Here is a 23,629-nt window from a genome sequence, read left to right as displayed (position 1 = left end):
GATTTGTGCTATTATTATAAATAACAAATACGAAAGACCTTTTAATAGCTGACCAGAGAGTCACCAAGGGTTATAAAATATGGGATATAAGTGGATACTTTTAGACCAACCTTGGGACTTTCTGAATTTTCAGAAAGTCTTTTTTATTTCAATTAAGTTACTCCAGAGAGGGTACATTGGATTTAAGTAACAATACCAGTCCATCTAAAGTACCTTACTCTGTGTAGTAAGGTGCTTTTTTTATAATTTTGGAAGGAGTTGTCATGACTTTAGATATGAATTTTTTAAATATTAATGAATTTTCAAATGATGAAATTAAAAAAATGATTTTATTAGCACATAAATTTAGAAATGGTAAGCAAATTAAATTTAAAAAACCAATATATGCAGCTAATTTATTTTTTGAAAATAGTACTAGAACCCACACCTCATTTGAGATGGCACAGCGTAAATTAGGAATACAAACTTTCAACATTAATCCGCAAACTAGTTCAATGAAGAAAGGTGAATCTTTATCAGACACTATTAAAACACTACAAGCAATTGGAATGGATTGCCTAGTGATTAGACATAAACTTACAGGATGGTATCAAGAATTATCTAAAGATTCTAATATCAACATTTCATTGGTCAATGCTGGTGATGGTAGTGGTCAACATCCTTCACAAAGTTTGTTGGATTTAGTAACTATTGACGATGAAATCCACAAATTTGCTGGATTGAGCATTGGAATTATTGGTGATTTAGTGCATTCAAGAGTTGCTAGATCGGATGCGGAAATTTTGCAAAGACTAGGTGCAAATGTATATTTTGCTGGACCCAAAGCATGGTATCCAAAAGATTTTGATAAATTTGGCATCTATGTAACCATTGATGAAATTATCGATAAATTAGATGTTGTAATGATGTTAAGGGTGCAACTAGAAAGGCTAAATCACGAATTGGTATCAAAATTTACCAATCAAAATTATTTTGAAGATTACGGATTGACTAAACAAAAGGCAGCAAAAATGAAAAAGAAAGCTATTATTATGCATCCAGCACCAGTTAATCGGGATGTTGAAATTGCTTCGCAATTAGTTGAATCATCTAATTCAAGAATTTTTAGACAAATGAACAATGGCGTTTACGCAAGAATGGCAATTCTTACAACTGTATTGAATAAATACTTGGAGGACAAATAATGAAGCTATTAATTAAGCACACAATTTTAAATAATAATTTAGTCGACCTTTTAATTGAAAATGGAGTTATTACTTCAATTGCACCAGAAATTATGGAAGATGATGCTCAAATATTTGATGCCAAACATCATACGATTTTACCAGGATTGGTTGATGTGCATGTTCATTTTAGAGACCCCGGATTAACTTATAAAGAAACAATTGCAACTGGTAGTAAGGCAGCTGCACATGGTGGATTTACTAGTGTCCTTGCCATGCCCAATGTAAGGCCAGCAATTGATAATCCCAAAGTTTTAAAAGAACAACTTGAAAGAAATAAAAAGAAGAGCTTAATCAATATTTATCAGTTTGCTGCCATCTCGAGCAATTTAATTGCATATAAAACTGCTGATATTGAAAAGATGGCTAAATTGGGAGCAATTGGATTTACCAATGATGGACATGGCGTTCAAGATGCTGAAACAATGTATCAAGCGATGCTTCAAGCAAAATTAGTGAATAAACCAATTTCTGCCCACGTTGAAGACGATAGTTTAATCAACGGTGGTGTGATGAATGCAGGATCAGCTGCTGATAAATTAGGTTTACCAGGAATGAATCCATTATCAGAAGCTAGTCAGTTAGCACGCGATTTGGTTTTAGCTAAAGCTTCTGGAGTTCACTACCATGTTGCTCATATTTCAACCAAAGAGTCAGTGGATTTACTAAGAATTGCTAAAAAAGAAGGAGTAAATGTAACTGCTGAAGTTTCACCTCATCATTTATTATTAGACGATGAAATGATTGAAATGGATAATCCAATGATGAAAATGAATCCACCACTGAGAACACCTACTGATCGAAAAGCATTAATTGGCGGCTTACTAGATGGAACTATTGATATGATAGCAACTGATCATGCTCCACATAGTGAAAAAGAGAAATCTGGTTCAATGTTAACTTCTTCATTCGGTATTGTTGGTTTAGAAACAGCTTTCAGTTTAATTTATACGCATTTTGTAAAAAGTGGCTTAGTTGATATGCAAACCTTAATTAATTGGATGAGTAATAATCCAGCACAAAAATTTAATATGAATGCTGGTGTAATAAAAGTAGGAGCACCAGCTGATTTAACCATTATGGACTTAGTACATCCGTATAAGATTGATGCAAAAAACTTTTTATCCAAAGGTAAAAATTCACCATTTATTGGTGAAAAAGTCTATGGAAAAACAATGGCAACTTTTGTAGCAGGGAAATTAGTTTATCAAAATGGGGGTAATTACTAATGAAACGTTACTTGGTATTGAAAAATGGATCTATTTATAAAGGGAATGGGTTCGGTTCTAAAAAAATGGTTCATGGAGAGCTAGTTTTTTCTACAGGGATGACAGGTTATCAAGAAAGTATGACGGATGCTAGTTATGATGGTCAGATGTTGGTATTTACTTATCCATTGATTGGTAATTATGGTATTAATCAAGATGATATGGAAAGCTTACACCCAGCAGTAAATGCAATTATTGTGAAAGAAATTGCCCGTCTTACTGGTAATTGGCGAAGCAAGATGACATTGCAACAATATGCTGAAAGAGAAGATTTACCAGGAATTTCAGGAATTGATACTCGGGCATTATCAAAAGAATTAAGATTGTATGGATCGATGGAATCAATTATAGTAGATAGCTTAGACAAGAAAGTTATCAATGATGCCTTTAAAAGTCCATTAGCAAGTGCATCTGCTCAATTAGCATCTACTAATAGTATCTATCAAGCTCCCAATAGTGGATTACGAGTTGCGATGATAGATTTTGGCTTGAAAGATTCGATTTTAAGATCCTTAGCTAAACGAAATGTTAACGTCATTGTTTTTCCTTCTGATACTAGTGCTGAAGAGATTATGAAAGTTGATCCTGATGGATTGTTGCTATCAAATGGTCCTGGAAATCCAGAAAATATTGCATATGCTTTACCAACAATTAAATCATTAGAACTGCAATTACCAGTTTTAGGAATTTGTATGGGTCATCAGTTATTTGCTTTAGCCAACGGAGCCAAAACATATAAAATGAAATTTGGCCATCGTGGATTTAATCATGCTGTAAAAGATGAAAAGCAGATTAGGACTAACTTTACCTCGCAAAATCATGGTTATGCGGTTGATGAATCATCATTAAAAGGCACTGATTTAGAAGTGACACAAAGAGAAATTAATGACGGGACTGTTGAAGGACTAAAATTAAAACATCTTCCAGCATTTTCTGTTCAATATCATCCAGATGCTTCTCCAGGACCACACGATGCAGAATATGTATTTGATGAGTTTATTGATGCAATGAATGCAAATCAGAAAGTGGGGAATAAATAATGCCAAAACGTACAGATATTAAGAAAATTTTAGTGATTGGTTCAGGCCCAATTGTGATTGGACAAGCTGCTGAATTTGATTATTCTGGTTCACAGGCGTGTCTATCATTAAAAGAAGAGGGTTATCAAGTAATCTTGATTAATTCTAATCCAGCTACAATTATGACTGATACCGAAATTGCCGATAAAGTTTTTATTGAACCAATAACCGTTGACTTTGTTAGCAAAATCATTCGCCAAGAATTACCAGATGCTATCCTACCAACATTGGGAGGGCAGACAGGTCTAAATATGGCTAAAGAATTGTCTGATTCGGGAATTTTAAAAGAATTTAATGTTGAACTGCTAGGTACCAAATTAGATTCAATCGAAGAGGCTGAAGATCGCGAAAGATTTAAAGAATTGATGCTTGAAATTTCAGAGCCGGTTCCAGAATCAAAGACGGTAAATAATATGGATGAGGCAGTCAACTTTGCTAACAAAATTGGTTTTCCACTTGTAATTAGACCTGCTTATACTTTAGGCGGTACCGGTGGCGGTTTTGCATATGATTTAGATGAATTTAAAGAAATTGCTCATAATGGACTGAGATTATCACCGATCAATCAGATCTTAGTAGAACGTTCAATTATGGGATACAAAGAAATTGAAATGGAAGTTATGCGCGACCATAAAGATAACGCCATGATTGTTTGTTCAATGGAGAATGTAGACCCTGTTGGTATTCACACTGGTGATTCAATTGTGACTTCACCAGTTCAAACCCTGTCTGATCGTGAATATGAAATGATGCGTGATGCCGCCTTGAAAATAATTCGGAATTTACATATTGAAGGTGGATGTAATGTTCAAATGGCAATAAGTGAAAATAGCATGCAATATTACATTATTGAAGTTAATCCTAGGGTATCTCGATCATCTGCGTTAGCTTCTAAAGCAACAGGTTATCCGATTGCCAAATTAGCTGCTAAGATTGCAGTTGGTTTAAATCTAGATGAGATTAAGAATCCAATTACTCAAACAACGTTAGCGCAATTTGAACCAGCTCTAGATTATGTAGTCACTAAAATTCCACGTTGGCCATTTGATAAATTTACTAGTGCTGATAACCACCTAGGTACTCAGATGAAAGCCACTGGTGAAGTTATGGCCATTGGTAGAACTTTTGAAGAATCTATATTAAAAGCTATTCGATCACTAGAAATTGGTAAAAACTATTTCAATAATGAAGATTACAAAAAGATATCCACAAATGATTTAATAGCTAACTTAATGCCGGCTACTGATGATCGGATCTTTTCAATAGCAGAATTAATTCGTCGGAATATCAAAATTGAAAAGATATCCGAAATAACTAAAATTAATATTTTCTTCTTAGACAAAATTAAACATATTATTGAAATTGAAAATGCATTAAAGAAAAATCAATCCATTGAACTATTAGAAACAGCCAAACAATATGGCTTTAACGATACCGAAATAGCTAAATTATGGCAGCAAAGTGAAAATGAAATTCGTGATTTAAGGAAACAACACAACATTAATCCTGTTTATAAAATGGTGGATACTTCAGCGGGCGAATTCGAATCATACACTCCTTATTACTACTCAACTTATGAACAAGAAAATGAATCAATCAAAACCAATCAACCATCAGTATTAGTTTTAGGATCTGGACCCATTAGAATTGGTCAGGGAGTTGAGTTTGACTATGCAACTGTTCATGGGGTACAAACCATTCAGAAATTAGGATATGAAGCCATTATTATGAATTCTAATCCCGAGACTGTCTCGACTGATTTTTCGATTTCAGATAAATTATATTTTGAGCCATTAACTTTAGAGGATGTATTAAATGTAATAGATTTGGAAAAACCAGAAGGCGTCATCTTACAATTTGGTGGTCAAACAGCAATTAACTTAGCTGAAGCCTTGCATAAAAGAGGTGTAAAAATATTAGGGACCACCGTTGATGATATTAATCGTGCTGAAGATCGTCACCAATTTGATGAAGTTATTAAGCAATTAAATTTACCACAACCTGAAGGTGATACAGCCACTGACACAAAGGAAGCTGTAAAAATTGCTAATCGAATTGGTTATCCCGTTATGATTAGGCCATCGTATGTATTAGGTGGAAAATCAATGGAAATTGTTAATAACGATGATGAATTAAATCACTATATGCAAAATGCAGTGAAGGTTTCCAATGATCATCCAGTGTTAATTGACTCCTACTTACTAGGTTCAGAAGCAGAAGTTGATGTGATTTCTGACGGTGAAACAGTAGTTATTCCTGGAATCTTAGAACACGTTGAAAGAGCGGGAGTACACTCTGGAGATTCAATGGGTGTTTATCCACCACAGCAAATGCATCAAAGTGTACAAAAACAAATTGAAGATGATTCGATTAAATTAGCGAAAGCTTTAAACACTAAAGGTTTAATGAATGTTCAATTTGTCATTAAAGATGGTAAAGCATATGTCATTGAAGTTAATCCACGTGCTTCTAGAACAGTGCCTTTTATGTCTAAGGTGACTAAGGTGCCAATGACTCAATTAGCAACTAAAGTGATGCTCAATCACAAACTTTCAGAAATGGGATATGAAACCGGTCTAGTTAAGAAGGCTAAAAGGATTAGCGTTAAATCACCAGTATTTAGTTTTTCTAAATTGCCATTGGTAGATAATACTTTAGGACCAGAAATGAAATCAACCGGTGAAGCTATGGGATCAGATAAGAGCTTTTCTAAAGCCTTATATAAATCATTTATTGCTTCAGGTATTCAAGTGCCAAATACGGGGACTATCTTATTTACGGTAGCTGATGAAGATAAAGCAACGGCTTTGAATTTGGCAAAACGTTTTCGCCATTTAGGTTTTCAAATTGAGGCCACTAAAAATACTCAAGAATATTTTGCAAAAGGTGGCCTAAAAACTAAATGTGTTGGAAAAGTTGCTAACAAAGATGCGATTAATCCAGTAACTGAATTATATAAGCATCACTTACAATTAGTTGTTAATACGATTGATAATTCGAATACTACATTTGATGATGAAGCTAAAATTAGAGGGGCTGCAATTGAAAGTTCAGTACCATTATTTACAGCCTTAGATACAGTAGCATCACTGTTGACAGTACTCGAAGCACAAGCATTTGACGTAACTGCGCTATAATAGGAGGAATTATTTATATGACTGTTGATTTATCATCTAAAATTCAAAATACTCAATTTAAAAATCTTTTCTTAAATGCATCTGGCATTCATTGTCAAAGTAAAAAAGAGCTAGAAGAATTAATGAATGATCATTATTCTGGTGGCTTAGTAACCAAGAGTGCAACACCAAACAGTCGCTTTGGTAATCCGTTACCTCGTTATCATTCACTACCAGCTGGCTCAATTAATTCGATGGGTTTACCTAATGAAGGATTTCAATTTTATTTAGACTATGTAACTCATTCAAACATCCAAAAACCAACTATTTTATCAATAGCTGGGATGTCCAAAGAAGAAGATTTAGAACTATTACATCAAATTCAAGATTCCAAATATCAAGGATTAACCGAATTGAATCTTTCTTGCCCTAATGTAATTGGTAAACCACAAATGGCCTATGATTTTGCAAGTTCCAATCAAATGTTAAAAGAGATTTTTGCATTTTTCAAAAAGCCTTTAGGAATTAAATTGCCACCATACTTTGATTTAGTACATTTCGATAAAATTGCTAAAATATTAAATCAATATCCACTTAGTCATGTGAATACCATTAATTCTATTGGTAATGGTATGTGGGTTGATGTGGAAAAAGAAAGTGTAGTTTTGAAACCTAAAGGTGGTTTTGGTGGTATTGGCGGTGCTATTGCGTTACCAACTGCATTGGCTAATGTTAGAGCTTTACGTCAACGTTTAAATACTTCAATCAATATTATCGGAACTGGTGGTGTTACCAGTGGTAAAGATGCTTTTGCGCACGTTCTTTGTGGTGCTAATATGGTTTCAATTGGAACGCAGTTATATGAAGAGGGGCTTGGAGCCTTTCAACGTATCAATAATGAATTAATTGAAATAATGAAAGCCAAAGGATATCATTCATTAGATGAGTTTAGGGGAAAATTAAAGGAACAATAAAAATAAAGCGTTGAGAATATTTCTCAACGCTTTATTTTTATAAATTTTTTTTCATTGTATTAAAGACGCTTATTTCTCCATCACTAGCATGTTTTTGATAAAACTCAATTAACATTTGAATTACTGATTGATCATAAGTCATACAATTAATATGTTTAACTATCTGTAAGTCTTTGTATGTTTCGTTTGTTATATTCATTTTTTCCATTTATATAATACAACCTTTTAATATGATTTATGTCTATTGGTAACCTAACCAAACTTAAAAATTATATCATATTATATTGATTATAAATAATAATATGCTTAACTAATCAATACTATCAACTAATACATAATTAACCTTTCTTAATGCCATTAGATCTTTACCACCAGCATATGAAATCGCTGATTGAAGATCTTCTTGCATTTCAGTAAGAGTATCGTTAATTTTGCCACGATATGGAATCAGTAATTGACGTCCTTCAACATTGTGACGAGCACCTTTTTGTTTAGCAGATGCAGATCCCCAATATTGTTTGAACTTTTTACCATCTTTTTCCACAATTTCACCAGGAGATTCCAAATGACCAGCAAACATAGAACCAATCATAATCATAGAAGCACCGAATTTAATGGATTTAGCTAAGTCGCCGTTAGTTCTAATTCCACCATCAGCAATCATTGGTTTAGTTGCAACTTTTGAACACCATTTAAGAGCAGATAATTGCCAACCACCAGTACCAAAACCAGTTTTGTATTTAGTGATACATGCTTTACCGGGTCCAATGCCAATTTTAGTTGCATCAGCACCAGCACGTTCAATTTCACGAACAGCATCGGGAGTACCTAAATTACCTACAATTAAAAATGTTTCGGGTAAGTTATCTTTAATATAGTGAATCATTTTGATAACGAAGTCAGAATGGCAATGAGCGACATCAATGGTGATATATTCAGGACTTTCTTTAGCATCCTTTAATTCATCAATAAATTTATATTCAGAGTCTTTAATACCAACACTAATTGAAGCAAATAATTTTTTTCGATGCATTCTTTTTACAAAATCCAAACGTTCTGCTGGTTGAAAACGATGCATTACATAAAAATAATCATTGCTTGCTAACCAAGTAGCCAAATTTTTATCAATAACGGTTTGCATATTAGCAGGTACAACCGGCAATTTGAAAGTATGAGGACCAAATTTAATTGTTGTATTAGCTTCTTTACGGCTTTTAATGATGCATTTTTCTGGTAATAGTTGAACATTATTGTAATCAAAAGTTTGCATATCTTTTTACCTCACTTTATTTAGCTTCGTTTTCTTCCCAAACATTCTTTAAAATATTGGTTGATTCACGATCAGGACCAACAGCGAAGGTACATAGACTAACACCAACTAGTTCTGCAATTCGTTTTAAATAATTTTGCGCATTTTTAGGTAATTCATCGATTGTTTTACATTTAGTAATGTCTTCGTCCCATCCTGGCATTTTTTCATAGATTGGTTTACATTTATCCAAAACGTCTAAGTTAGCAGGATAGTAGTTTAAAACTTTACCTTCATATTCATAAGCAGTACATACAGGAATAGTCTTAAATCCCGATAGTACATCCAAACAATTTAATGATAGGTGGGTAAAACCAGAAATCCTAGCAGCGTGTTTTAATACAACTGTATCTAACCAACCAATTCTACGTGGCCTTTTAGTAACAACTCCATATTCGTGGGCAACATCTCTAATATGATCACCTTTTTCATCAAAAAGTTCAGTAGGAAAAGGTCCTTCACCAACACGGGAAGTATATGCTTTACATACTCCAACAACAGAATCAATGCGATTAGGACCAATTCCGGTTCCAATTGATGCATTCCCAGCAATCGGATTTGATGAGGTAACAAATGGATATGTACCTTGATCAATGTCTAACATTGATCCTTGTGCGCCTTCAAATAATACTTTTTTACCTTGATCCAAATATTCATTAATTAATAATGATGTGTCACAGACATATGGTTTGATTTTTTTACCCATCTCATAATATTCATTGAACATTTCGTCAAAATCAAAAGGTTCTAAATCATACATTTTATTTAAAATATTATTTTTGATATCTAAAGCTTGATGTAGTTTTTTAGCAAAAGTATTTTTATCGATTAAGTCAGCAATACGAATTCCAATTCGTTCTAACTTATCCATATAGGCAGGGCCAATTCCTTTATGAGTAGTACCTAATTTAACTTTTTTAGCTTGTTCTTGTAATTTATCGAATAAAATATGATATGGCATAATTACTTGGGCTCTTGAAGAGATTCTTAAACCTTCATAACTTAAACCATTTTCTTTTAAATAATTCATTTCTTGAAGCAACGTTTTTGGATTAACGACTACGCCATTTCCAATCACACTTAGCTTGTCAGAGTAGAAGATTCCAGATGGAATAAGCCGACAATGAAATTTTTTACCATCAATTACGATAGTGTGTCCAGCGTTATCACCACCAGAATACCTAACAATCATGTTAGCGTCTTGACTTAAAAAGTCAGTGATTTTTCCCTTTCCTTCGTCTCCCCATTGACTACCTACGATTACGATTGATGACATAAAGTCCACCTCAAATTTTTAAGTATAGTTAGTTTTATAGTTTATAATTTAACTAGAGTATTAAAAGAACACTCCAAGGAAAAATTCTAACAGTTTCTAAAAATAAATCAAGAACTATATCGCTTAAATATCATAAAATATTTCGCTTTTTGTAATTTAAAGGATAATAATCAATATAAAATATAAAAGATGATATGAAAACACGAACTATATATGCTAAAATGTATATATTAAATGATATTGATTAAGGAGTTGTCATTAATGATTGATCGTTATACAAGAGAAGAAATGGGATCAGTTTGGTCTAAGCATAATCAATATGCTTCGTGGTTGGAAGTAGAAATTGCCGTTGATGAAGCCTGGGCTAAATTGGGCGAAGTTCCAGAAGACGATGTAAGAAAAATTCGTGAAAATGCTACATTTGATGAAAAAGAAATTGCTAAAATTGAAGCAATTACTCATCATGATGTGGTGGCATTTACTCGTGATGTTTCAAAATCATTAGGACCAGAAAAGAAATGGATTCATTTTGGTATGACTAGTACCGATGTAGTGGACACGGCGCAAGGATATCGATTAAAACAAGCTAATAAAATTTTAAAACAAGATCTTGAAGAATTAACGAATACTATTGCTAAAAAAGCACTTAAATATAAAGATACTGTCATGATGGGACGTACTCATGGGGTCCAGGCTGAACCAACTACTTTTGGTTTAAAAATCGCTCGTTGGTATTCAGAAATGAAACGTAATATGAAACGTTTTGAAATAGCTTCAAATGAAGTTGAAGCAGGTAAGATTTCTGGAGCAGTTGGAACATTTGCGAATGTAGATCCATTTGTTGAAAAGTATGTATGTAATAAGTTAGGGATTCGTCCACAAGAAATTACTAGTCAAATTTTACCTCGTGATTTACATGCTGATTACATTGCATGTTTAGGTTTGATTGCTACTAGTCTTGAAGAATTTGCAACTGAAATTCGTAGTTTGCAAAGATCGGAAATTCACGAAGTGGAAGAACATTTTGCTAAGGGTCAAAAAGGATCTTCCGCAATGCCTCACAAACGAAATCCAATTGGCTCTGAAAATATATGTGGCTTGGCAAGGGTTGTTCGTGGACATATTATGACGGCTTATGAAGATATTCCATTATGGCATGAAAGAGATATTTCACATTCATCTGCTGAAAGGATTATCCTACCAGATACTACGATTTTATTGGATTATATGTTGCATCGTTTTAATAAGATTGTTGCGGATTTAGATGTATTTCCAGATAAAATGAAGAAAAACTTAAATGCTACTAATGGATTGATTTATTCACAAAGAGTGATGCTTAAATTAATTGATTCAGGGATGTCACGTGAAAGTGCTTATGATTTGGTACAACCATTAACTGCTATTTCATGGGATGAAGATAAACAATTTAAACCGTTAGTTGAAAATAATGAAACAATCAGAGAACATTTGTCTACCTCTGATATCGAAGATGCTTTTGATTATCATTATCATATTCGTCTAGTTGATGATATTTTTAAACGTATTGGTTTGATTGAATAAAAAGATGCTTGGAATTTTTAATTCCAAGCATCTTTTTACATATAAGTATGAACAAATTCTTTAACTTTTTGTTTGTAAGCAACTGGATTTTTCCAAAAACTTTCTTCATGACTTGCATTAGGAACAATCCATAATTGTTTGGGACCTCTAGAAGCATTGTAATTAATGCATGACATATAAGAAGGAACGTAAATATCACTACCACCATGGATAAATAGTGTTGGTAGTGTATTTTTCTTCAATGCATCAGTACAAGAAGCATTATGCAGACGATAACCTACACGATACCAATTAATAGCACTAACTAATGGTTCAAATGGATAAGGAGGTAAATGAAATCTTTCTTTTAATAGATAATTGAATTCATCACCTACATTAGTATAACCACAGTCTGCAATCATAGCTTTAACCTGTTTTGGCAATTTTTCACCACTAAGCATGGTTACAATTCCAGCACCCATACTAATACCAAACATTAATATCTCAGAATCCAATCCTACTTTATATAAAACCATATTAATCCAACGTTTATAATCGATTCGATCAGTCCATCCATAGCTGACGTATTTACCATCACTATCACCATGGGCACGATCATCGGGTGCTAATACATTAAAACCTAAATCATGATATAATTTTATAAAGTTAGCCATAGTTTCACGATTACAACCAACACCATGAGCCATAATCACTATTTTTTTAGTAGAAATTTCAGCTGGAATATATGATGCAATCATTCTTTCGCCGGTTTCTTCTTCATGTAAGATCCATTCGTCTTTAGAAATATCATGAAACCAGTCTACATATCGGTAATATTCGTAAGCAAATTTAATTTGGTCATTTTGAGGAATCGGTTCGGCATCGTTACGACTCATGCCTAATTTAAATAAATATTCACTAAAAGTAAAAATACCGATACCAACGGTTGCAGATAACATGCCAATTGTAGTAGCTTTTTTTAAGCTCATTGTTATTCCTCCTTTATTGATTAATTTGTTAAATAAATATCTCTTAATTTCGTAATTTCTCGATCGGAAAGTCCAATAAATTCATGTAAGAAATTATCAACATTGCCATATTCTTTTTTTATCGTATTCATTGCAGCATCAAAATATTTTTCATCAACACTATATAAATTAGATAAATTATTTTTTAATATATCATTCATACCATATTTTGAATATTCATTAATCTTTAATTGGACATATGGTTTCATTTGTTCTTTGGATATTAGGTAATCTTGTCTAATGTTATTTTCGCTGACCCCTAAAGCAAATAGGATAAATGCAGCTGATAGTCCGGTTCGATCTTTGCCTTGAGCACAATGGAATAGAACAGATGAATTGTCTTGATCATTTTTAAGTAAAGTGTCAAATAATTTTCTGAAGGCTTTTTTGGCACTTTCTTCCGTAACCATACTTTGATAAGACAAAATCATATTTTTAGTACCTAAATTCGGGTTAATACTATATTGCTTAGCATATTCTTCATCTGTTTTGTCATGACCGGTATTGAAAATTGGGTTAGGAATAAAACTAGTTTTAGCAAGGTTTTTATCTGCAGCATTTTTACGTTCTAAATCTGAACGTAAGTCAACATCATATTTAACTCCATAGTCAGTTAAATATTCTTGGTCTGCCTTGGATAATTCTGACAGTTCACCAGAACGAATTAATTTATTCCATTTGATAGTTCTACCATCTTTAGTAAGGTAACCCCCTAATTCTCTGAAGTTATAACCATTTTTAACATCTAAAAGTCTTTTATTATTCATCTTATCCCTCATTAATCGTGTTTATATTTATAATTAATTGTAAAAGAAATTTTATTTTATTGAAAGTATATACACATTTTATTAATAAATTAATTTGTGTTAATTTATAATATGTAGTTTATTAATTAATAGGGAGATAAGTTCATGAAATTTAGAAAATTCATTTCAATTTCATTAATTACTGCTAGTACTTTATTGTTGGTTGGAACTACCGGTAACAATAATGTTTCAGCTAATGCTAATCATCATAAACGAGTACATAAAGTGGTTAACAAGAAAAACAAAATGCATAAGCAATCAAAAAAACGTGCTTTTAAACCAGTTATTAATAAATGGTATAAAGGAACCCCTAAGAGAGTTCATGGAACTTGGTACTATAATGGTAGGGATACTAAAGCATATATAACATATGACAATTATAAGAGCTCTGGGAATTATATGTACAAAGACGATGATGATAACCTTTATGAAAAAGAACCTGCTGAAGGTGTTAAAAACATTGAGTATAGATATTTAGGTGGATATACTTATCAATTCCGTGGTGTTCAATATGAGTTGAATGATCAACATCAAATGGTTTCAAAACATCAATATTATCCATATAAACTAAAAATTTATTCTGATAAACTTCATTTTTATTTGGGCCATGGTATTCAAGATTATGTTAGAAAAGCAGACTTTAATATGAGGGATGTAAATAAGAAGTAGCATTAAATAATTGTATTTATTCATTTTTACTTATATATTATATAAGGAGGGTGATAAATTGAATATTTTAGTTGCTGCACCAAACACCAATTTTGATATTGATAAAATTAAAACTAATTTTAAAGAAAATGGAAATTTTGATAATGATAATATCTATTATGAAGATGAATCATTGTCTAAAGATATTTTAGATAGTATTGATATCTTAGTTGGTTATAACAAAGAACTTTTAGATAAGATTTTAAATAGTGATAATGCTCAATTAAAATGGATTCAAGCTTTATCTGCAGGTGTTGATTATTATCCATTAGATCAACTAAAGGCTAAGAATGTTTACTTAACTACGGTTAGTGGTATTCATGCTGAACCAATTTCAGAAACTGTTATTGGAATGATTTTAGGTAATTATCGTGCAATTAACGAATCTGCACGTAAGAGATCATGGTATCAACCAAATGTAATGCCTAAGATGATTAACGGTAAACATGCGGTTGTATTTGGAACTGGTCATATTGGCGGCAGAATTGCTGAACTATTAGATGCTTTTGGTGCTGAAACCATTGGTGTTAATCATAGTGGACATTCAGCTGATGGTTTTGCACAAACCGTTAGTATGGACAATGTCATGAATGATGATCGTGTTTTAAATGCTGATATTATCATTAATGCATTACCACTAAGCGATAGTACTTACCATTATTACAATGAAAAATTTTTCAATGCTTTGAATAATCAACCAATGTTTATCAGTATTGGTCGTGGACCAAGTACTGTAACTGATGATTTAGTTGATGCTTTATATAATCAACAATTAGGTTCAGCTGCTTTAGATGTTACTGATCCTGAACCATTACCTGCTGATAATCCACTATGGAAAATGGACAATGTGTTGATCACTGCTCATATTTCTGGATTGCATGCTGAGTATATGGATGAATCATTAGCTATCTTAGATGAAAATATGCAAGCATTTAATAATGATGGTAAACCAAACAAAAATGTAGTTAACCTTGTTGAAGGTTATTAATAACAAAAATAAGCTACTTTTATATAGTAGCTTATTTTTGTTATTCTTTAACTTCTTGTTTAACATTGTTGTTAATTTTCTTAAGGAAGTGTACTAATAATCCAATAACTAATCCAACTAATGCTGGCACAACCCAATCCATTCCAATTGATGCTAATGGAAGATAATTTTGTTGAAAACTAGTTACAGCATTACCAAAAGTACTTTTGGAAACAACTGGTGGGAAAGATGAAACCATATCCATTAAAGCAGGAACGGTTGTAAATAGTACAACGAATAGATAAACGACAGAATCATGTTTGAATAATGGTGAAAATACAGATAATAAGATCAATACCATTGCGAATGGGTATAGGAACATCAACATGGGGGTAGACCATTGAATAATCGTATCTAATCCAAAGTTAGCAGTCATAAAAGATGCTAAACACATGAAACCTAACCATTGACGATAACTTAAGAAGGAAAAATGTTTATGAAAATCTTGAGCAAAAGCGGCAACCAATCCCATTGCAGTGGTTAAACAAGTTAACGTTAACAAAGTTGCTAATAAGGCATGGCCGACATTTCCCATATAATAGCCCATCAATTGATTAAAGGCAGTTCCACCATCAGCAGATCCTTGGAATTTATTTAAAGTAGTAGCACCTAACCATACTAATACAACATAAATAGCAGCAACTAATCCTTCTGCAATTAAACCAGCTTTAGCAGTTACTTTGGCATTACTTAAAGGATTAGTCTTACCTAATTGATTAACAGCAGTTACGACAGTAACACCAAATGCTAATCCAGCAAGGGCGTCCATAGTGTTGTAACCCTGTAGAAATCCATTAAAGAATGATCCATTTTGATATGCTGCAGTTGCAGCTTGTGTTGCTGCACTTCCCATGGGATGAAGAAATCCTAGTAAGAAAACTGTAAATAATAATAGTAAGAAAATTGGATTTAGTAATTTACCAATACTTTTCATGATACTAGATTCTTTATATGAAAGTAAAAATGCAGCTAAGAAGAATAAAAATGAGAATACTAGGAGCCCTAAATGCCCATATTTAGCAGGTAATAATGGTTGAACTCCGACACTAAATGGAACAGTAGCAGTTCTAGGAGTCCCAAATAAGGGACCAATTGTGGCGTGAATTAGCACCATGAATACTAATGCAAAAGCACCGCCTAAAGGTTTTCCAATGTCATAAACTCCTTTGGAATGAGTAACGCTAATTGCAAGTACTGATAGCAGTGGCAAAACAACGGCTGTACATAAAAATCCTAGCATTGCTAGCCACCAATTAGCACCAGACAATTGTCCTAAATGTAATGGAAAAATTAAATTTCCAGCGCCGAAAAATAAGGCAAATAATAATGAACTAACGACTAAATATTGTTTTAAAGATAATGGTTTCTTGTTTAAATCTTCCATGAATAAAATCCTCCGAAATATTAAAAAATAGATTACTTATGAATTGAATCGCTATGTGTAAAATCTGAATCGGACTATCCAAAACCATCATCTCCTTTGTAAAAATATGTATAAATGAGTAAATAAAAAACGCCCTTAATCCATTACTGGACTAAGGGCGTCATAGTGACACGGTACCACCTTACATTTGTAGACTAAATAAAATCTACTTCTTTCCACGTACAATCATACGCTGACACTGTAAGGGGTGTACCCCATGTACTTTAATCCACTCGTTTAAGTACATTGCTCGAAAGGGATTTTCACAATTAGATTAATACTTCCTTGCACCTAACGAAGCTCGCTTCAAAAATCATCGTTGCTACTCAACTTTCTCATCGCAATTAATTTATTTATAAATTATCATAGGATTTTAATTTGAAATTGTCAAATGTTATTTTTAATTAGTGTTTTTTATTTAAATTGTATATATTTCTCGTGTTATAATGTACTTATGCTTTTAAACGAGGTAAGTTAATTTATTTTCAAATTTTCGGCTCTTGCCAAAAGGAGAATTTTGTATGAAGATTGATAATTATGTACCAAAGAATAAGCGTAAAGAAGTTTCAGATAAACGTATTAAAAATCTAAAACTTATGAGTAAAGTTGCAATTTTAACTTCTTCTCTAATGTATATTGCATATATTCCTGAAATTATGCAAAACCTCTCAGGTAATCCAGTTAGTCCTATTCAACCATTTGTGGCTACGATCAATGCTACTTTATGGACATTATATGGTTGGTTCAAGACTTATCGTGATTGGCCACTAGTTATTTCTAATGTGCCAGGGGTTATTTTTGGACTAGTTACTTTAGTAACTATTTTCATTCACTAATAATAAAAATAATTTGTAAAAGCAGGCGATTTCTTCGTCTGCTTTACTTTTTTGTATATTATAATAATATTATTGAGTAAGAAGGGAGTGTCTAAATGAGTAAAAAAGGTAAAATTACATTCGTTCTATTTATAATCTCGATTATATATGCCGTATTCTTCATGCATCCAACTTTGTGGCGAGATGAAAGCTTTACAATGGCGTTAGTAAAACATAGTTATACTGATATTATTAATCTTGATTCAATGGATGTACATCCACCATTTTATTACATATTTTTAAAATGTTATTTAAGTATTACTACTTTCTGGACTAGTTCACTTTTTATTAAAGTAATCTTTGCTCGTATTTTTTCCTATATAATTACACTACTTTCTTTTATTGTTTTAGGAAAAACGGCAAAATCATTAAATGTGACTGGTGGTAATGCAATTCAATGGGCAGGGTTATTTTTGGCTCCTAGTGTCATGCATTATGCAACACAAATTAGAATGTATGCACTAGCAGCATTATTGTTAGCACTACTATTAAACCAATTACAGCATTATGATAATTCACATAAATCTGGTCATATTATTCTAGCAGTTATTTTTGCTTCATTGGCCTCTTATACGCACTATTTTGCTGCAGTATCAGCAGGATGGTTATTAGTATTATACTTCGTTAAGTTTGTTTTCCAAAAATATGATACGCATTCATTAAAAATATCAATTGGATTATTTATAGGGATGTTTGTGCCATGGGGAATTGTTGCATACTTTCAAGTGCAATCAGTGGCTAAAAATTATTGGATCCCACCAATGAATTGGGAAACTGTTTTAACTGATCTGGTTGATTTATTTACGGATCTAAATACACAAACTATGTTTGATTTATGGGCAGCAATTGCTTTGATGGTTTTATGTATCTATCCAATTATTTGGAGCTATCATCAAATGCCTAAAAAATTTAATTTATTGTTTTATTTTGTAATATCTGATTTTATACTAACTGCAATTACTGGATTGTTGGTTTCAGTACTATTTAGACCAATTTATTTAGCTAGATATGGCTATCCAATTTATTTTATTTTTATTTTCTTTATTGTAGTTATAATTGGTCATATGTTAGATAGCAGTTGGCAACGTTCCACTAGCCATATCTTAAATCTCATATATGGTTTCTTATTAGTTATTTTAATTGCTACTAATGTGGGATTTGCATTGCAAAGTCAAATTATAAATTATGATCTTAGAACTTTTAATTTGATGGAATCAGTTGATGGGTACAAGAATATCCCTCATGACGCGATTAATGTTAATCCTAATCAAAGCCCGAATGCGATTGCTCAAAAGATTGTTTATATTGATTCAATTAATAAAAAAGCTAAAATTAAAAATTTTGAAATTAGCCATTTATTCGGCAATGATAATCGTAAATTATTTCATGGTACCTTTGATAATGTCGAAATGGATGATATTAAATAGGATTGGTGAATATTTTTTCATCAATCTTTTTTTATCTAATGATTTACGTCAATATATTATGATATAATAACTCAGTTATTATTGTTATACATATTAATTGAATTTAAGAAAAGAGGTTTTTTCACTCTATGAGTGATTCTGGTCAGCCGGTCTGGCGAAAAAATTTATTAGTTTTATGGTTCGCAACTTTTATTGCAGGAACTGGATTTAGTGAAGTGATTCCGTTCTTATCGCTATATGTTAGTGAATTAGGCAAATTCTCACATGGAAGTTTATCAATGGTTAGTGGTTTAGTTTATGCAGCCACTTTCGTGGTAGTAGCAGTGACTGCTCCAATGTGGGGACGTTTTGCTGATCGGCACGGACGTAAACGATTATTATTACAGACGACAATTGGCTCTGCAATCGCTATTACTTTAATGGGATTAGTTACCAATGCTTGGCAATTAGTTGCATTAAGAGCAGCACAAGGATTTTTCGCTGGTGTTATTCCCAATGCAACAGCATTAGTGGCTGCTGAAACACCTAAGAAAAAAGAAGGGTATGCATTAGGAATTATCACGACTGGTTATGTTGGCGGTAATTTATTAGGGCCTATTTTAGGTGGATTCTTAGCAGGATTATTCTCAATTCGAGTAACTTTCTTTATTACAGGTGGATTATTATTTTTATCATTCTTATTAAGTCTATTTATGGTTAAAGAAACTTTTAAAACTGATCCTAAAAAAATAAAAAATCAATCTTCGTTATTTGATATTCATTTTCTAAGAGAATTTCCTAATCCTAAATTAACAGCTTGGCTTTTAGTTTCAACTATTATTGTACAAGCAGGACTATACTCAATTTATCCAGTAATTAGTCTATTTGTAAAAGAATTAATGAATAATCATGGACCAATTACGGTAGTAGCAGGAATTATTTCTTCACTACCAGGAATTGCGATGTTAATAGCTTCACCTTTTTGGGGTCGTTTGGGCGATCGAATTGGATCAAATAAAATTTTAATTTATGGATTTATTTTTTCTATTATTTTTTACTTTCCACAAGGATTCTTTACCAGTGTAATTGTGTTAGGAATCTTAAGATTTTTAGTTGGAATTTCCAATGCGGCAATTTATCCAATTATTCAGACACTATTAGCTAAAAAAACACCAGCTGGATCCACGGGAATGGTCTTTAGTTTGAATCAAGCTGCGCAAGCTATTGGTGCCGTTGTTGGTTCAATGATGGGTGGATTTATTTCCAATATTTTTGATTATAGTGGAGTCTTCGTCTTTACCGCGTTATTATTATTAGTGAACTTAATTCTTTTGGAATGGCGAGTACCTGAAATTAGAAAAAATCATTAATAATAAGGGGATTGATAAAATGCGTCGTCATAATCAACATATCATGGAGCTTTCAGATAGCAATTTATCGAAAGAAGATTTAACTAAACCAGCAATTAATTTTGATAAATCTGAAATAAAAAAGATGATTAAAAAAACACAAAATTCACATAATGAGTTATATGTGGCAAAATTTGATAGTCAAGATAGCGATGAGACATTTGCAGTATCACAAAATTATAATGATTTTTTAGATGATTTTATCGATAATTATTTGAATGATTTTAAAAGTATTCATAGAACTGCTGAATTACATTTTCATCAAGAAATGACGCTAGGTTATTGTATTGATGAATGTATTGCTTTGTTACATCGTAAATTTGAAAATCATCAAGATAAAGATTCAATGGTAACAGTTGATCAAAAGGGTAATATGGTTTAGATTTGCAAAAAAAGTAATGAAATCTTAATGTTGATTTCATTACTTTTTTCTTGCTTTTATATGCGATTATCGTTAATTTAGAAAGTACTATTAATTTTTATAAGGAGGTTATAAATTGGACGATAATTCATATTGGCGTAAGAATTTGTGGATATTACTATTTGGAACATTCTTAACTGGAGTGGCCTTTAGTGAAATTATTCCTTTTCAGCCATTATATATTGCTCAATTAGGTGATTTTAGTAAAAGTGAATTATCTATCTGGAGTGGAATTATTTATGCAGCTCCCTTTATTGTGGTCATTTTTACTTCAGCGATGTGGGGACGTTTTGCGGATCGACATGGGAGAAAACGTTTAGTATTGCAGACATCTTTTGGTTCAGCTATTACTATATTTTTAATGGCCTTTTGTACTAACATTTGGGAGTTACTATTGTTAAAAGCGTTACAAGGATTCTTTGATGGGGTTATTCCTAATTCCATTGCGTTAGTCGCAACTGGAACACCACGTAAAAATACTGGTTATGCTTTAAGTTGGTTATCCACTGGGTATACTAGTGGATTCTTAGTTGGACCAATCTTTGGTGGCTTTTTAGTACGCCTTGTAAGCATTCGCGTATCTTTTATGGTTACTGGATTATTATTATTTTCATTTTTCTTGTTAACATTTGTTTTTGTAGAAGAGCATTTCAAGCCAGATCCATCTAAATTAAAAGAAAAGAAGCAATCATTTATTAAAATTATTAAAGGATTTTCCAATCCTCACTTTGTTATTTGGATTTTGGTGATTTCAATTGCTCTACAAATTATGAATAATTCAATTAATCCACTAATTACTTTATATGTTAAAGAATTAATGGGGGGTAGTGGTGATATTTCAGTGGTATCTGGAATTGTAGCTGCGATGCCTGGAATTGGAATGGTAATGGTTTCACCATTATTTGGTCGTTTTGGTGATCGCCATGGTACTAATAAAGTATTAACTGTCGGGTTCTTATTGGCAATCTTATTCTTATTTCCACAAGGATTTGCACCAAGTGTACTATTCTTTGGTTTCTTCAGATTCTTGACTGGGATATCGAATGCTGCATTATTCCCATCTGTGCAAACTTTATTAGCTAAAGGAACTCCTGCTAGCTCCACTGGAATGGCTTTTAGTTTAAATCAAGGTGCCCAAGCAGTTGGTATTTGTATTGGATCTATCTTAGGTAGTGTTGTTTCATCAATTTGGGATTATAATGCTGTCTTTTATGTCAGTGCTTTGGTAGTATTAATTACCTTCATTCTAGTTAAATGGAAGGTTCCAGAATTGAGAAATAGTTATGAATTTGACGAATAGATGATTACTTTAATCAGTAGTCATCTTTTTTGCTATCATAATGTTATACTTATATTGAATTATGATAGTAGGGGGTAATAGCAATTAATTTCATTAAAAAATATAAGAATATATTTGGAATAATTTTTATTATATTGATCTTATTAATGTACATGAAATTAACACTAGCTAAAGATGAGATTTTTACTTTAACGCTAGTTCACAGTAATTATCTAGATATAATTAGAACTGATGCATTAGACGTGCACCCACCATTATATTATTTAATCTTAAAGGGCATTTTTGGTATTTTACTATTTTATAAGCATACATTATTAAGTGAGATTATTGTAGGAAGACTATTTTCCATTTTATGTGCATGCATATCATTTATCTATATTAGAAAAGTCTCCAAATTAATTGGTATCAAAGTTGCTTGGATTTATCAATTAATTTTAATGTTATTGTTACCGAATGTATTGGGATTATTTAATTATAATTTTCATCAACCTATGGATCTACAACCAATTATTAATATTAGAATGTATTCATTAGCTGCGATGTTCTTAGTAATGGGTTTCTATTATTTAATTATTTTTAGTTATCATAAACATATTGGTCAATTAATAATTTCGCTACTTTTTTTTGAGTTATCAGCATATTCACATTATTTTACAGCTATGATGGCAGGACTATTTCTATTTTGTTATTTTATTCGTGCCTTATATCGTAAAGAATACTTTGATACTATTAAGTATCTGTTCAGTGGAATAATGTTCCTTGTCCTTTATATTCCCTGGATATTATATGGAATTAGAAAGCAAATGATTCATGCATCACAAGGTTTTTGGATTAGTCGTCATTTCTTACTACAAAATTTTTTAGAAATAGCTTTTTTTGCTATTATATTTATTATTCCATTTTGTTGGATGCTTAAAGACGACAAAATTAAAGCAAAAGAAATTTTAATAATATTATTTATGGTTAACTTTTTAACTGTTTTATTATCTAGTTTAATGTCTTTATACTCCACACCAATGTTGCTATTAAGATATATGTATCCATCCTTGTTAATTTATGAGGTATTATGTTTCTCTTATTGTGTATATGCATATTCTTTTAAATCTAGTAAAATTATTTATCGATCATTGATGATAATATTATTTGTTTTTCTTCCAATTTTATCATTAAAGTCATTGTATTTTGAAGTATTTAACCGGATTCCAGTGACTCAAGATTTATATAATCAATTTTCTAAAATAAAAAATAATCGTAATGATACAGTTAATATTAATAATCATAATCTAACTTTCTTTACTGAAAATGTGATGTATGCTGTTTCAGTTAATAAAAAAGTACAGTCTAAATATAAAGTTTTTAAAAGATTACCTTATAGTTATAATTATGTATGGAAACGGGTATATGTTTATATGAAGTCATATCTATAATAAAAATGGTTTGCC

General features: G+C 31.8%; 20 protein-coding genes and 1 other annotated feature. Of the genes, 14 read left to right on the top strand and 6 right to left on the bottom strand.

The window, feature by feature from the left end; genetic code table 11:
- Nucleotides 1-263 precede the first annotated feature (263 nt).
- The 5 genes from DY123_RS01430 to DY123_RS01410 are packed head-to-tail and all read left to right on the top strand — an operon-like array spanning nt 264 to nt 7,660.
- Nucleotides 264-1,184 (top strand): aspartate carbamoyltransferase catalytic subunit, encoded by a 921-nt coding sequence (locus DY123_RS01430; RefSeq protein WP_438830211.1) that lies wholly within the window; start codon nt 264-266, stop codon nt 1,182-1,184.
- Nucleotides 1,184-2,452 (top strand): dihydroorotase, encoded by a 1,269-nt coding sequence (gene pyrC, locus DY123_RS01425; protein WP_140923792.1) that lies wholly within the window; start codon nt 1,184-1,186, stop codon nt 2,450-2,452. Before DY123_RS01430 ends, pyrC begins: the two co-directional genes overlap by 1 nt.
- Nucleotides 2,452-3,531: a carbamoyl phosphate synthase small subunit gene (locus DY123_RS01420; protein ID WP_140923791.1), complete on the top strand. Its 1,080-nt coding sequence runs from the start codon at nt 2,452-2,454 to the stop codon at nt 3,529-3,531. The genes pyrC and DY123_RS01420 overlap by 1 nt, the downstream gene beginning before the upstream one ends.
- Nucleotides 3,531-6,707 carry a carbamoyl-phosphate synthase large subunit gene (gene carB, locus DY123_RS01415; protein WP_140936377.1) on the top strand — a complete coding sequence of 1,059 codons (3,177 nt, stop codon included), beginning with the start codon at nt 3,531-3,533 and terminating at the stop codon, nt 6,705-6,707. The genes DY123_RS01420 and carB overlap by 1 nt, the downstream gene beginning before the upstream one ends.
- Nucleotides 6,708-6,724: 17 nt before the next feature.
- Nucleotides 6,725-7,660: a dihydroorotate oxidase gene (locus tag DY123_RS01410; protein WP_140923787.1), complete on the top strand. Its 936-nt coding sequence runs from the start codon at nt 6,725-6,727 to the stop codon at nt 7,658-7,660.
- Nucleotides 7,661-7,697: 37 nt separating this feature from the next.
- Here the strand turns inward: DY123_RS01410 and DY123_RS07575 are convergent, their stop codons facing one another.
- The 3 genes from DY123_RS07575 to DY123_RS01400 all read right to left on the bottom strand — a co-directional run bounded on the left by DY123_RS07575 (nt 7,698) and on the right by DY123_RS01400 (nt 10,245).
- Nucleotides 7,698-7,868 carry a hypothetical protein gene (locus DY123_RS07575; protein WP_157944337.1) on the bottom strand — a complete coding sequence of 57 codons (171 nt, stop codon included), beginning with the start codon at nt 7,866-7,868 and terminating at the stop codon, nt 7,698-7,700.
- Between the two features lie 102 nt (nt 7,869-7,970).
- Nucleotides 7,971-8,930, bottom strand: a complete 960-nt coding sequence (locus DY123_RS01405; RefSeq protein ID WP_140936376.1) for a GMP reductase — start codon at nt 8,928-8,930, stop codon at nt 7,971-7,973.
- Between the two features lie 16 nt (nt 8,931-8,946).
- Nucleotides 8,947-10,245: an adenylosuccinate synthase gene (locus DY123_RS01400; RefSeq protein ID WP_140923783.1), complete on the bottom strand. Its 1,299-nt coding sequence runs from the start codon at nt 10,243-10,245 to the stop codon at nt 8,947-8,949.
- 261 nt (nt 10,246-10,506) lie between these two features.
- Here DY123_RS01400 and purB point away from each other — a divergent pair, with 261 nt between their 5' ends.
- On the top strand, nt 10,507-11,805 hold the full coding sequence (gene purB / locus DY123_RS01395; protein ID WP_140923781.1) for an adenylosuccinate lyase: 1,299 nt from the start codon (nt 10,507-10,509) through the stop codon (nt 11,803-11,805).
- A gap of 35 nt (nt 11,806-11,840) precedes the next feature.
- On the opposite strand, the gene DY123_RS01390 is transcribed toward purB, so the two are convergent.
- Together DY123_RS01390 and DY123_RS01385 are read right to left on the bottom strand one after the other, a co-directional pair.
- Nucleotides 11,841-12,773, bottom strand: coding sequence for an alpha/beta hydrolase (locus DY123_RS01390; protein ID WP_108982499.1), 933 nt, complete (start codon nt 12,771-12,773; stop codon nt 11,841-11,843).
- 20 nt (nt 12,774-12,793) lie between these two features.
- Nucleotides 12,794-13,579, bottom strand: a complete 786-nt coding sequence (locus tag DY123_RS01385; protein ID WP_165807738.1) for a tyrosine-protein phosphatase — start codon at nt 13,577-13,579, stop codon at nt 12,794-12,796.
- A 144-nt stretch (nt 13,580-13,723) separates the two neighbouring features.
- Here DY123_RS01385 and DY123_RS01380 point away from each other — a divergent pair, with 144 nt between their 5' ends.
- Both DY123_RS01380 and DY123_RS01375 read left to right on the top strand, forming a co-directional pair.
- Nucleotides 13,724-14,287 (top strand): hypothetical protein, encoded by a 564-nt coding sequence (locus DY123_RS01380; protein ID WP_140923779.1) that lies wholly within the window; start codon nt 13,724-13,726, stop codon nt 14,285-14,287.
- Nucleotides 14,288-14,345: 58 nt separating this feature from the next.
- Entirely contained in the window at nt 14,346-15,314 is a 969-nt protein-coding gene (locus tag DY123_RS01375; protein ID WP_181399133.1) for an NAD(P)-dependent oxidoreductase, read from the top strand.
- A 40-nt stretch (nt 15,315-15,354) separates the two neighbouring features.
- Here the strand turns inward: DY123_RS01375 and brnQ are convergent, their stop codons facing one another.
- Entirely contained in the window at nt 15,355-16,737 is a 1,383-nt protein-coding gene (gene brnQ / locus DY123_RS01370) for a branched-chain amino acid transport system II carrier protein (protein ID WP_181399132.1), read from the bottom strand.
- 150 nt (nt 16,738-16,887) lie between these two features.
- Nucleotides 16,888-17,124, bottom strand: a binding site (T-box leader).
- A gap of 173 nt (nt 17,125-17,297) precedes the next feature.
- Between brnQ and DY123_RS01365 the strand changes: the two genes are divergently transcribed.
- The 6 genes from DY123_RS01365 to DY123_RS01340 all read left to right on the top strand — a co-directional run bounded on the left by DY123_RS01365 (nt 17,298) and on the right by DY123_RS01340 (nt 23,614).
- The gene (locus DY123_RS01365) at nt 17,298-17,612 is read left to right on the top strand and encodes a SemiSWEET family transporter (RefSeq protein ID WP_105963937.1); all 315 of its coding nucleotides are present in this window, start codon (nt 17,298-17,300) and stop codon (nt 17,610-17,612) included.
- A 95-nt stretch (nt 17,613-17,707) separates the two neighbouring features.
- On the top strand, nt 17,708-19,078 hold the full coding sequence (locus DY123_RS01360; protein ID WP_140923773.1) for a hypothetical protein: 1,371 nt from the start codon (nt 17,708-17,710) through the stop codon (nt 19,076-19,078).
- A 128-nt stretch (nt 19,079-19,206) separates the two neighbouring features.
- A complete protein-coding gene (locus DY123_RS01355; RefSeq protein WP_140936375.1) occupies nt 19,207-20,427 on the top strand; it encodes an MFS transporter in 1,221 nt (406 codons plus the stop codon).
- 19 nt (nt 20,428-20,446) lie between these two features.
- Nucleotides 20,447-20,848 carry a hypothetical protein gene (locus DY123_RS01350; protein ID WP_108982506.1) on the top strand — a complete coding sequence of 134 codons (402 nt, stop codon included), beginning with the start codon at nt 20,447-20,449 and terminating at the stop codon, nt 20,846-20,848.
- Between the two features lie 115 nt (nt 20,849-20,963).
- Nucleotides 20,964-22,187 (top strand): MFS transporter, encoded by a 1,224-nt coding sequence (locus DY123_RS01345; protein WP_108982507.1) that lies wholly within the window; start codon nt 20,964-20,966, stop codon nt 22,185-22,187.
- Nucleotides 22,188-22,339: 152 nt separating this feature from the next.
- Nucleotides 22,340-23,614 carry a hypothetical protein gene (locus DY123_RS01340; RefSeq protein WP_140923771.1) on the top strand — a complete coding sequence of 425 codons (1,275 nt, stop codon included), beginning with the start codon at nt 22,340-22,342 and terminating at the stop codon, nt 23,612-23,614.
- Nucleotides 23,615-23,629 lie beyond the last annotated feature (15 nt).

This window comes from Apilactobacillus micheneri (assembly GCF_006493595.1).
GTDB lineage: Bacteria > Bacillota > Bacilli > Lactobacillales > Lactobacillaceae > Apilactobacillus > Apilactobacillus micheneri.
This window is presented reverse-complemented; position numbering and strand designations above follow the sequence as displayed.